Source organism: Aquabacterium sp. (genome assembly GCF_004297345.1).
Classification (GTDB): domain Bacteria; phylum Pseudomonadota; class Gammaproteobacteria; order Burkholderiales; family Burkholderiaceae_C; genus Aquabacterium.
On sequence record NZ_SCTN01000368.1, the window covers coordinates 1 to 10553 of the forward strand.

General features: G+C 61.9%; 10 protein-coding genes, 1 pseudogene and 1 riboswitch. Of the genes and pseudogenes, 8 read left to right on the forward strand and 3 right to left on the reverse strand.

The features are described from left to right. Together EPO09_RS13875 and EPO09_RS13880 are read left to right on the forward strand one after the other, a co-directional pair. On the forward strand, positions 1 to 2548 hold a 2548-nt coding region (locus tag EPO09_RS13875), incomplete at its 5' end, for a TonB-dependent receptor (RefSeq protein WP_290643914.1). A gap of 20 nt (positions 2549 to 2568) precedes the next feature. After that, the gene (locus EPO09_RS13880; protein WP_290643915.1) at positions 2569 to 2919 is read left to right on the forward strand and encodes a cupin domain-containing protein; all 351 of its coding nucleotides are present in this window, start codon (positions 2569 to 2571) and stop codon (positions 2917 to 2919) included. Here EPO09_RS13880 and EPO09_RS13885 read toward each other — a convergent pair. Then, on the reverse strand, positions 2894 to 3508 hold the full coding sequence (locus EPO09_RS13885; protein ID WP_290643916.1) for a hemolysin III family protein: 615 nt from the start codon (positions 3506 to 3508) through the stop codon (positions 2894 to 2896). The genes EPO09_RS13880 and EPO09_RS13885 overlap by 26 nt on opposite strands. A 213-nt stretch (positions 3509 to 3721) precedes the next feature. Then, a riboswitch (cyclic di-GMP riboswitch) is annotated at positions 3722 to 3812 on the forward strand. A 105-nt stretch (positions 3813 to 3917) separates the two neighbouring features. Between EPO09_RS13885 and EPO09_RS13890 the strand changes: the two genes are divergently transcribed. The 3 genes from EPO09_RS13890 (at position 3918) to EPO09_RS13900 (ending at position 6618) form a co-directional block, all read left to right on the forward strand. Then, entirely contained in the window at positions 3918 to 4826 is a 909-nt protein-coding gene (locus EPO09_RS13890; RefSeq protein WP_290643917.1) for a hypothetical protein, read from the forward strand. A gap of 81 nt (positions 4827 to 4907) precedes the next feature. Further along, positions 4908 to 6203 carry a secretin N-terminal domain-containing protein gene (locus EPO09_RS13895; protein ID WP_290643918.1) on the forward strand — a complete coding sequence of 432 codons (1296 nt, stop codon included), beginning with the start codon at positions 4908 to 4910 and terminating at the stop codon, positions 6201 to 6203. 40 nt (positions 6204 to 6243) lie between these two features. After that, positions 6244 to 6618: an HU family DNA-binding protein gene (locus EPO09_RS13900; RefSeq protein WP_290643919.1), complete on the forward strand. Its 375-nt coding sequence runs from the start codon at positions 6244 to 6246 to the stop codon at positions 6616 to 6618. Positions 6619 to 6714: 96 nt separating this feature from the next. Here the strand turns inward: EPO09_RS13900 and EPO09_RS13905 are convergent, their stop codons facing one another. Both EPO09_RS13905 and EPO09_RS13910 read right to left on the reverse strand, forming a co-directional pair. Next, on the reverse strand, positions 6715 to 7134 hold the full coding sequence (locus tag EPO09_RS13905; RefSeq protein WP_290643920.1) for a DUF4345 family protein: 420 nt from the start codon (positions 7132 to 7134) through the stop codon (positions 6715 to 6717). Then, positions 7131 to 8021 (reverse strand): sterol desaturase family protein, encoded by an 891-nt coding sequence (locus EPO09_RS13910; RefSeq protein WP_290643921.1) that lies wholly within the window; start codon positions 8019 to 8021, stop codon positions 7131 to 7133. Before EPO09_RS13910 ends, EPO09_RS13905 begins: the two co-directional genes overlap by 4 nt. 96 nt (positions 8022 to 8117) lie before the next feature. On the opposite strand from EPO09_RS13910, the gene EPO09_RS13915 reads away from it, so the two are divergent. The 3 genes and pseudogenes from EPO09_RS13915 to EPO09_RS13925 all read left to right on the forward strand — a co-directional run. Further along, on the forward strand, positions 8118 to 9116 hold the full coding sequence (locus EPO09_RS13915; RefSeq protein WP_290643922.1) for an AraC family transcriptional regulator: 999 nt from the start codon (positions 8118 to 8120) through the stop codon (positions 9114 to 9116). A 51-nt stretch (positions 9117 to 9167) separates the two neighbouring features. After that, the gene (locus EPO09_RS13920; RefSeq protein ID WP_290643923.1) at positions 9168 to 10073 is read left to right on the forward strand and encodes a ProQ/FINO family protein; all 906 of its coding nucleotides are present in this window, start codon (positions 9168 to 9170) and stop codon (positions 10071 to 10073) included. 6 nt (positions 10074 to 10079) lie between these two features. After that, a pseudogene (locus EPO09_RS13925) lies at positions 10080 to 10553 on the forward strand (methyltransferase); the annotation flags it as partial.

Here is a 10553-nt window from a genome sequence, read left to right on the forward strand (position 1 = left end):
AGGTGTGGTGCCCACCAGTTCGGTGGTGGGCAATGACACCCGTGGCTACGCCAGCGTGTCCATCCATGACCTGGGCGATGCCTACACGCTGGTGCTGCTCAACGGGCAGCGCGTGGCGCCATTTGGTGGGCAGTTGAGCAGTGGCGCCTTGTCTGGCGTCGATATCAACACCATCCCGCTGGCCATGGTCGAACGCATCGAGGTGCTGACCGATGGCGCCTCAGCCTTGTATGGCGCTGATGCGCTGGGTGGCGTGGTCAACATCATCACGCGCCGGGATGGCGATGCGAACGAAGCGACCATTGGATGGACCTTGCCCAAAGGCGGCGCGAGGGAGTGGCGGGCCAGTGCGTTCAAGAGTGTCGGTAGCCTGGACGAGCAGGGGCAAAGCCTGAGCCTGGGCGCCTCCTACATGCACCGCTCGGCGCTGAGGGCCACCTCGCGGGACTACGCGAAAGATGCCATCAAGGACTTCAGCTATCAAGGCACCCGCTATCGCTACGCCGATGTGCAGGATGCGACTTCACCAGCCACGATCTATGACTCTGGATTTGGTTGGGGCAATCCTTATCAAGTTGCCACGGGTGGATGTCCTCAGGGCAGCTACCTTTACAGCAACCCTTACGAGCAAAATTTCAGCTTTCCGCTGTGTTCCTATAACTACGCTGCTGACATCGATCTGGTGCCAGAACAGACACAGCACAGTCTGATGGCGTCCTACACGCGCGAGTTCGCATCAGAGAACCGCTTGCAACTGGATTTGCTGGCAACACGCAGCATCGTGACGAGTCATCTGGCGCCTGTGGCGACCCGGTTCTTTTCTGGTTTGAATCTGCCCGCGACTTCACCGTCCTATACCAACTACCTCAGCGGGCTGGGTGTGGTGGACGACCCCGTCAATCTGAGTTACCGCTTTGTTGATCTCGGGCGCAGAGGGTTCGAAGATCAATCTGATCTCTTGCATCTGGCTGCGCGCCTGGACGGGCGCCTGAACGGATGGGCCTGGCAAGCTGGCTTGACCGGCTCCATGAGCCAACAGCGCAGCGACATCGACCATGCGATGAGTCTCAACACGATTCAGCGCCTGTTCGATGATGGCTTTGTCAACCCGGTGGCTTTGCCGGGCGGTCAAACCGCATCCGAGTTGGCCGCCCAGCAGGGGGCGGCTTACAACGGACGTTGGTTGAGCGGGCGGTCCTTGCTGACCGAGTTGCAATGGCAAGCCTCGCGCGATGTACTGACGCTGCCTGGCGGCCAACTCAAATGGGCTGTGGGGGCCAATGTGCGGCGTGAGGCGTTGATGTTCAGTCCGAGCTTGTTCGCTCAGGGCAAGCTGTCGGATCCCGCATCGGGCACCTTGGCCACCTCTTACGATGAAGGCAATTTGCGAGCGGGCGATGTCGTGCCCATGGTGCCCTCATCAGCTTCGCGTTACGTCTGGGGGGCTTTCAGCGAATGGCTGGCGCCTGTCTCACGTAACTTGGATCTGTCTGCGGCGGTGCGTGCTGACCACGATCAATTGGTCGGTCAGGCGTGGACAGGCAAAACCGCTGCGCGTTGGCGACCCAGCGAGCATTGGCTGTGGCGAGCCTCATTGGGTACGGGGTTCAGAGCACCGACGCTCAATCAATTGACCTCACCTGCCCGGTCGGGCGGACAACTGGATGGCAAGGAATGTTCCGCTGATCTGAAAACACTGCAGGCATCCTTGGGCGTCGCGCCCTGCACAATAGCGGGCAGTTACCCACTGGTTGTAGGCAGCAATCGCGATCTGGCGCCAGAGAAGTCACTGCAAGCCAGCCTGGGATTGAAGGTGGAGCCTGTGAGTGGTCATACGCTGGGCCTCGACTGGTGGTTCGTGCGCATCACCGATCGCATCGGTTCCGTGGACGCGGCCACAGCGTTTGCGCATCCCTTGGATGTGCCGGCATCGACCTGGACTGTAGTGAACACGGGAGGCAGCCCCACGCTGGCGCTTTCTGGTGTGCCGGGCAATATGGGCAATTGGATTTCATCTGGCGTTGATGTGGATGCATCCGTACGCAGAGGATCGCCCTGGGGTTTGTTCGACAGCCAATTGCGCGTGACGGCGATTCTGCGTGAAGACACTCAGCTCTATGCAGGTGGGCCGTGGGCCAGCAACATCGGTGATGGGCAATCCGGCGGTGCAACCTTGAAGTGGAAGCTTGCCTGGCGCAATTCGTGGATCGACGGCCCATGGACACACAGCCTGACGATGCGCTATCAATCCGGTTATCTGGATGCGCCCGTCTCGGTCTATCCGCTGGATGCCAGCGGACAGGTGACAGGTGCTGCCACGGATGTGCGGATGAAGGTCTCAGGCCTGACCGTGTGGGATTGGCAAACCAGTTGGCGTGTAGGCCAAGGATGGCAGTTGACGGCGGGGGTGATCAACCTGCTGGATACGCGTCCACCATTGACCTTGAGTTCCGGTGGTGCCTACAAAGGCCAGCAACTCGGTTACGACGAACGCTACTATGACGCCCGCGGCCGCATGCTCACACTGGAAGCGCGGCTGTCCTTCTGATTGATCGTGCACTGACCATCATGCAAACCGGCAACCTCTTCGCACAAGCCTTGCCACCTTCAGAGGGCGAGCGCTTCGATACATTGCTGCGCCACAAAGGCCTGGTCATCGAGCGCATCGTGAGCTCCTCGAAGATCGAGTCGCAGCAGTACTTGCAGGCGCAAGACGAGTGGGTGGTGCTGCTGCAAGGCGAGGCTGAACTCGACATTGCTGGCAAGCGCCTGCCGCTCAAGGCAGGCGACTACGTGTTCATCCCATCAGCTACACCGCACACGGTGCTGCGTGCCTCACAAGGCGCGCTCTGGCTGGCGGTGCACCTGCATGAAACCATCCGCGAAAAGGATCTCACGCCACAAAGCGCCACACCGTGACGAAGTGGCTGGCCGTGCCGCCCAGCACGAACAGATGCCAGATGCCGTGGGCGTGCTTGAGTCGCTTGTCCAGCACATAGAACACAATACCCACGGTGTAGAGCAGGCCGCCAGCCAGCAGCCACATCCAGCCCTGGTCATGCAGGCCGTTCATCAAGGGTGTGGCCGCACCGATGCCGCACCAACCCATGAGCACATACAGCGGCACGGAAGGCACGGTCTCACGGCCCCACCACAACTCCTTGCCGATGCCGACCAACGCCAGCGTCCATTCGAAGACGAGGATGCTCCAGCCCAGCGTGCCGTGCAGCGTCACCAGCGTGAAAGGTGTGTAGGTGCCGGCGATCAGCAGGTAGATGGCGCAGTGATCGACCTTGGCCCACATCTCCTTGCTGGCGGCACGCACGCTGTGATAGAGCGACGAGGCCGCATACAGCACGATCATCGTCAGCCCGAACACGCTCACGCCGATGATGCGCAAGGCATCACCGCCCTCGATGGCTTGCGCCACGAGCACGGCCGAGCCCGCCACCGCCAGGGCCAAACCCAGCAGGTGGGTCACGCTGTTCAATCGTTCGCCGTGATACATGAGATTCCTGATCAAGCAAGGGAGTGCCCATGCTACGCGTTGCAGCGCGACACCCTGATGACAGGCCACGATGGTGCCTTGCGTCAGATCATGCTGCGTGCGTTGAAACGTTTGTTTTGACCGTTCGGCGGATGCGCGATACCGCTCGTCCGTAGCGTCTTTCAAGTGTGAAGGATTTGCTTACACGAAGTAACTGACGGCCTTAATCTGTGTACGCACAGTTGGCAAACCCGCTGAAAAGCGGGGACGCAAAGCTTCCGGTCTTCCTGCATGGACGCATGCAAAAGATAGCGGGGTTGCCTCGGTGGAATGGGCCCGTTCCACAGAGACCGTCCCTTTGGTTTGGCGCTTGCAATTCTGTTCCAACCCTCGAAGCCACCCATGGCTTCAACCTGTTGAAGGATGCAAGATGAAAGCCCAAGCTCTGATGATCTCCGTGATGTTGGCCTCTCCAGCCTTCGCCGCCAATTTCGGCAGCACGGAACCACCCAAGACCACACCACCCACGACCGCCACGGTCACCCCACCCAAGCCCGCCGCAACGCCCTTGCCATCGGGCCCTCAGGTCACGGGCCTGTTCCGCATCGTCAAGCCTGACGGCAGCACGGTGATCGCCCAGACCCCCATCGGCACGAGCACCAGCGTGATCAATGTGATCAACGTGGCCACGAGCGATGCCTTCCTCACCAGTGGCGGCAAGTGCGCCTTCAACGTCAAGTATGACGAGGTGTCTGGTGTGGCGGCAACGAACACCACCAATCGTCTGTTCAGCAATGACACCTTGATCGCCCAGAACACCAAGATCGACCTGGCTGCCAATGTGCTCAAGACGATCTGGACGCAGCCTTACCTGGTGCCTGGACAGAACAACGTGAAGATCGTGATCAACGCGGATTCGGCCACACCCAGTGTGGGCTGGGTGCGCGTCAATGTGAGCGGTACTTGCGGTGCGGCTGCAACGACCACGCCACCGACCACCACACCACCCAAGACCGAACCCCCGAAGACCACCCCACCCGTGGTGACACCGCCCCCTCCTCCTCCCGTCGTGAAGTTCGCACCCGGCTCTGCCGAGTGGAACAACCTGTACAACGCCTTCGGCTACAGCAACTATGGCGTGACCCAGCTCAAGGGCAAGAACTTCGGGCGCTACACCGAGCTGGTCAAGTTCAACGCGGACGTGACCGTGGTGGTCAATGCCAAGGTGGTGGACCAGCCCACCTACAACGCGCTGATGACACGCTGGAACAGCTTTGTCATGGACCCGGCCTTCCAGGCTGCGATGAAGGCCATCGTGCCAACGTCTGACAAGAAGTAAGTGCGCCGAGGGGTTGGCCCGCCATGTGGTCAGCCCCTTGCATCACGCCATGTGCTTGTGCTGTCTTGCGGAGGTCGCACCATGTATTCATTGCCACTGAAGGCCTTGCCCATGCTGTCGGGCCTTGTCAGATGCGCTGCGCTGTTCCTGGTCTTGAGCGCGCACCCTGCGCATGCCGCCAAGCCCTCAGTCCAGCCCGCACCAGATCTGAGCCAGATGCTGCAGCCCATGCCTTTGAGCCAGTCTGATCTGGCCAACGCAGGTGGTGTTGTGCCAGCTGCGCGGGCCCCTCGCCCGCTCAGCAACGAAACCTTGGAAGCCTACAGCGCGCCAGGTGCACAGGCACTGGGCAGCACGCCGCAAGGCACGCTGGTGAGGGCCTACGCCATCAACCACATGCGTGCCAGCGAGATGCTCTCGCTGTTGTCTGATCCTGCCGCGCCCTTGTTGCCCAGAGATCAAGCGGCCGTCGTGGTCGAGCCGCGCAGCAACCTGCTGCTGGTTCGCGCCTCACAGATCGAGCACCAGCTCATCGAGAACCTGATCAAGCGGGTGGATGTGCCGTCCAAGCAGGTGTTGATCGAGGTCAAGATCGTCAGCGCCGATGAATACTTCGGCAAAAGCCTGGGCGCGCGCTTCGGGGTGACGAGTTCGCGCATGCTCAATGCAGCCTCGCCGAAACAGACTGGCGTGCAGGTGGGTGGCACAGCGAACGACCTCAATCAGATCGCTACCAATGGCGTTTCCGGCTTTCCCAATGCTGTTTCGTTGCCTGCAAGCAACTCTTTGACGCAGGCTGCGGTGAGCAGTCTGGCGCTCGGTTTTTACAAGCTGCCGGCCGGTATCAACATCGGCTTGGAGATCTCGGCGCTGGAAGAAGCCGGCCATACCAAGATCCTGTCCAGCCCCAAGCTGGTGCTCAGCAATCAAAAGCCGGGGCTGATCTCGTCAGGCCAGCGCATCCCTTATTCGCGGCCCTCCATCGTGCAGGGCGTGAACACCACGGAGTTCGTGGATGTGAAGGTCTCCGTAGCCGTGACGGCCCTGGTTGCCCCAGACGGCACCATCTCCATGGACCTGGCCTTGACCGATGACAGCGTGGGTTCAACCTCGACCGTGGGCCCCACGATCAACACGAATCAGGCGACGTCGAACGTGACCTTGCAGAGCGGGGAAACCCTGTTGCTGGGCGGCTTCCAGAGCAGCAGTCAGGTCGAGGAGAAGAACCAGACGCCGGTTCTGGGGGACCTGCCGGTGGTGGGAAATCTGTTCAAGAATCGCAGCCAGAACACCGTCAAACGTGAACTTCTGTTCATCATCACGCCCACGATCATTGAGACTGAACACTTCACAAGCCCCATGAATACTGCACAATAGCTTGCCCGACGATTGCGGGTGCAACTTGAACATTCGACTTATGAACAAGACCGATCTGATCCAGCACCTGGCTGACAAGCACACCCTGACCAAGGCTGAAGCCGGCCGCATCCTTGACACCCTGCTCGACGTGGTCGTGGCCAGTGTCAAGAAGGGCGACGCCGTTGTGATTCCTGGTTTCGGTTCTTTCAAGCAACACGCACGCGCTGCCCGTAACGGCGTGAACCCCAGCACCGGCGCCAAGATCAAGATTGCCGCCGCCAAGCTGCCCAAGTTCACACCTGGCGCCACCTTCAAGGCCGCTGTGGACCCCAAGGCTGCTGCTCGCAAGGCCGCTGCCAAGCCTGCCGCCAAGCCCGCAGCAAAGAAGGCTGCCAAGCCAGCTGCCAAGAAGGCCGCTGCCAAGAAGAAGTAATCTGGCGCAAGCCAAACCCTGATCGTCTGCATGCACAGGCTCCTCGCGAGCCGTGCTGTGGTGCTCAGTTCAACAGGGCCTCTCGGGGCCCTGTTTCTATTTGGACTGAATGGGCTGAACGCCCTGGCTTGGGCGAACCAGCCACAGCGTCAGCCCGCTGATGATCTCCACGGCCATCATCACGCGCAGCACGCCATCAGGCCAGCCCCATTGCGCGGCTGACATCACCCGGCCAAGCGCCTGCGAGAAGATCAGCAGGCCCAGCACATCACCCAGCAGCGGCTGGCTGTCCACATGGCGCGCGGCCAGCAGGCCCAGTGCTGTATGGCCCAGCCACAAGCCCGCGTAGATGGCGTGTAGCTCGCTGTAGTCATTGGCGCTGTGCAGGCCATTGCCCACTGCGGCGGCTACCAGGTCCGGCCTTGCCAAGGTCTGCAAGGCCAGGCCAGCGAAGACCAGTGCGGTCAAGCTCAGCAGGGCACGCCGCGCTGGGCTGTGTTGGATCAAGCCGATCATGCTGCGGCGCGTTGAGCCGGCAGGCTGCGTGCGCTGGGGTATTGCTCTTCCACCCAGTCAGGGTGCTTCCAAAGGATGCGCAGGTCCTTGTGGCGCCACACATCGCCCCACATGGCGAACCACTCATCGAGGTTCAGTCGCAACGGGTTGAGCGTGGTGGGCTGGCGGTGGCTGATGCCGTAGACGATCTGGCCGGCATCTCTTTCGTCCACGAAGGTACCGAACAGGCGATCCCAGATGATCAGCACGCCAGCGAAGTTGGTGTCGATCTGGGCCGGGTTGCTGCCGTGGTGCACGCGGTGGTGAGAGGGCGTGTTGAAGATCGCTTCGTACCAGGCGGGCAAGCGTTTGATCGTCTCTGTGTGGATGAAGAACTGGTAGAACAGGTTCAGCTCGATGGCGATGACGACAGACATCTTGTCGAAGCCGATCAAGGCAAGCGGCAGGACCCACACGAAGACCAGGCCGCTCAAGTCGAACAGGAAGTTCTGGCGCAGCGCGGTCGAGAAGTTGAAGCGCGTCGAGCTGTGGTGCGTGATGTGAGAGCACCAGGCGTAGCGCACCTTGTGCATCACGAAGTGCGCGACGTAGAAGAGAAGGTCCGTGATGAAGAACAGCAGCGCCATGCCCACCCACTTGTTGGTCGGCGTGTACTGCAGGCCCAACTTGACCACGTCGTCATAGAACTGTGTGATGAAGAGGGCCACGACGACGCCGTCCACCATCTTGTACATGAAGCCCGTGCTGATGTTGGCGATGGATTCGCGCAGGTTGTAGGCGTCCGCCCGGCCCTGGCGGCGCAGGTAGGTGGCTTCGGCCAGGATGACGACCATGAAGGCCGCACCGGCGATGAGCACGAAGCTCAGTGCGTGAAGGATGTCGTTCATATTGCTTGTCTCCATCAACGTGATGGCATGCAATGTAAAGACGGGCGCGCCGATCGCATCGACAATCGATGTCGGCTTTTTAACTATCCATGACATATGAGCATGCTGATGCGCGTCACAGGGGCCTGGACGCAATTACTCACGGATTGGCTGGATACGCAGCGCCTGCCTGCGCCCGCGATCCGCGCACGTCTGGCGGCTTACGCACCCGATGACGTGGTGCCGCTGGATGTGTGGCGAGATATCCTTGAAGTGGCCGCGGCCTTGCGGCCAGACCTGCCAGCACCAGGCTTGTCCATTGGCGCCGGCGTGCTGCCGCGCCATGTGGGTGTGCTGGGTTATCTCGTGCTCGCCAGCGACAACCTGGCCGAGGCCGTATCCATCTACCAGCGCTATGAGCGGCTCTTTTATGGCGTGGACCTGGCCGAGGTGGTGATGCACCAGGGCGAAGTCGAGATCCGCTGGGCACGCAGCGACACCACAGGCGTGATGGCCGATGAAACGGCGATCGCCGGGCTGGTGACCTTCCTGCGCAAGCAGATCGACAACCCGCCGCCGCCTTCGCGTGTGGGCTTTGTCTACCAGGTGTCGCCCCAGCGGGCGCAGGCCTGCGAGGCCTTCTTCGGCTGCCCGGTGGAGTTCGGTGCCAGCCACACCTTGGTGCGCTTTCCCGTGGCTTACATGAGCATCCCCATGCCGCACCGTGAGCCCGGCTTGCGTGCACTGCTCGATCGCCAGGCCAAGGCCTTGCTCGATGCCCTGCCTGATCCGAACGCCTTCGACAAGGCCGTGCAGCAACTGCTGGTGCGCCTCCTGCCCGATGGCGAGGTGTCGGTCGACAAGGTGGCGCAGGCCATGAACCAGTCCACCCGCACGCTCCAGCGGCGTCTGGCTGACAGCGGCATGACCTGGCAACACCTGCTGGACCGCACGCGCGAACAACTCGCCCGCCAGTACCTCAATGACCGCGCCCTTTCACTGGCTGAAATCGCCTTGCTGCTGGGCTACAGCGAGCAAAGCGCCTTTACGCGCTCCTTCAAACGCTGGACGGGGCTGACACCCTTGGCTTTCAGGACACAAACTGTTCATATTTAAAAGGCGATACGGGGTGACAATCGGGGGTTACCGTTTTCACACGCCTGACTCATGTCCTCGATCTCTCCGGCGCCTGCCGACCAAGCTGCTGATACCCCTGCGACCGACACTGCATCTGGTATCGCTCCTGATGCGGCACCCGAAGCCGTGTCCGCTGCCGCCGCACCCGCAGACAGCGCCAGTGTGCCCGCGCAGGCCCAACAGCCAGAGTCGCCAGCCGCCACGGCTGCTCGACTGGCAGAGCTGTTCCCCGCTTTGTTCAAGGGCCAGCCCAAACCTTTGAAGCTGCGCATCCAGGTGGACATCCAGGAGCGTGCGCCCGGCGTGTTCAGCAAGCAGGCCCTGTCGGCCTTCTTCCGTCGCTATACCGGCGCCACCTCCTACCTCATAGCCGTGTCCAAGGCCACGCAGCGTTTTGATCTGGACGGCCAGCCCGCTGGCGAGTTGACCGATGAGCACCGCAAGGTGGCCGCTGATGAGCTGGTGCGCCGCCGTGCCAATGCCAACGCCAAGCGTGAAGCCGAGCAGGCCGAGCGTCGTCAGCGTGCTTCGCTGCTGCGCGATTTTGAAACCACCAAGCTGACCACGGCCAACTTCTGCGCCCTCAAGGGTGTGGCACTGGAAGCGCTGGAAGGCCTGCTGGCACAAGCGCGTGCCGAAGCCCTGGAAGACGCACAGAACCCGCAGCGCCAGCACCATGGGCATGGTCGCCCGGAGCATGGTCGTCGTGATGGCCAAGGCCGCCCCGGCGGCAAGCCCGGCAACGGTGGGCCACGTCGCGAAGGCCAGGGCCCGCGCGGTGATGGCCCACGTGGCGAACAACGCCGTGGCAGCGGCCCGCGTGAAGGCGATCCTCGCGATGGCGCGCGCCGTGATGCGGCCCCTCGCGGCCCGCGCACACCTGGTGGTCAGGGCGGTCAAGGCGGCCAAGGTGGTGGCGAACAGGCCAAGGGTTGAGTCAGGATGTCGTTGGATGAGGCCAATGCCGCGCCCCTGCAGCGCTTTTGTGATCTGCTGAGCCAGTCGCTGGCGCAAGGCCATTGCGACAAGCTCGTGATGGCCAACTACCAGGGCAAGGACGCCCAGTTGGGGCCTGATCTGCAGCGCGTGCTGGTGCGGCCGGTCGAGCTCAAGGGCCAGCCGCACTTGTCTTTCGTGCTGCGCTATCCCACCAAGGACATCACGAAGAACCTGCCTTTGGCCGATGGCATCGCGCAGGTGATGGCCTGGGCGCAAGCGCACACCTTCCGCAACGCCCATCTGCACACGCCTACCGAGGAAGTGCAACTGGCGTTCAGCAAGAAGGGCAAGGCCAGCGTGCGTGTGGGCAAGCCGTCCAATGCCGAAGCGGCACAAGCACGAGCTGACGCGGCTGCGGCAGCTCGCCCTGGTACGGCGGCACTGGTGTCGGCCCCAGGGGAGGCGGGTTCAGCCGGC

Excerpts from the sequence above, each read along its gene's own strand:
- EPO09_RS13915 (WP_290643922.1), top strand. The coding sequence starts at position 8,118 with ATGAGCATGCTGATGCGCGTCACAGGGGCCTGGACGCAATTACTCACG.
- EPO09_RS13900 (WP_290643919.1), top strand. The coding sequence starts at position 6,244 with ATGAACAAGACCGATCTGATCCAGCACCTGGCTGACAAGCACACCCTG.
- EPO09_RS13890 (WP_290643917.1), top strand. The coding sequence starts at position 3,918 with ATGAAAGCCCAAGCTCTGATGATCTCCGTGATGTTGGCCTCTCCAGCC.
- EPO09_RS13920 (WP_290643923.1), top strand. The coding sequence starts at position 9,168 with ATGTCCTCGATCTCTCCGGCGCCTGCCGACCAAGCTGCTGATACCCCT.
- EPO09_RS13895 (WP_290643918.1), top strand. The coding sequence starts at position 4,908 with ATGTATTCATTGCCACTGAAGGCCTTGCCCATGCTGTCGGGCCTTGTC.
- EPO09_RS13910 (WP_290643921.1), bottom strand. The coding sequence starts at position 8,021 with ATGAACGACATCCTTCACGCACTGAGCTTCGTGCTCATCGCCGGTGCG.
- EPO09_RS13885 (WP_290643916.1), bottom strand. The coding sequence starts at position 3,508 with ATGTATCACGGCGAACGATTGAACAGCGTGACCCACCTGCTGGGTTTG.
- EPO09_RS13880 (WP_290643915.1), top strand. The coding sequence starts at position 2,569 with ATGCAAACCGGCAACCTCTTCGCACAAGCCTTGCCACCTTCAGAGGGC.
- EPO09_RS13905 (WP_290643920.1), bottom strand. The coding sequence starts at position 7,134 with ATGATCGGCTTGATCCAACACAGCCCAGCGCGGCGTGCCCTGCTGAGC.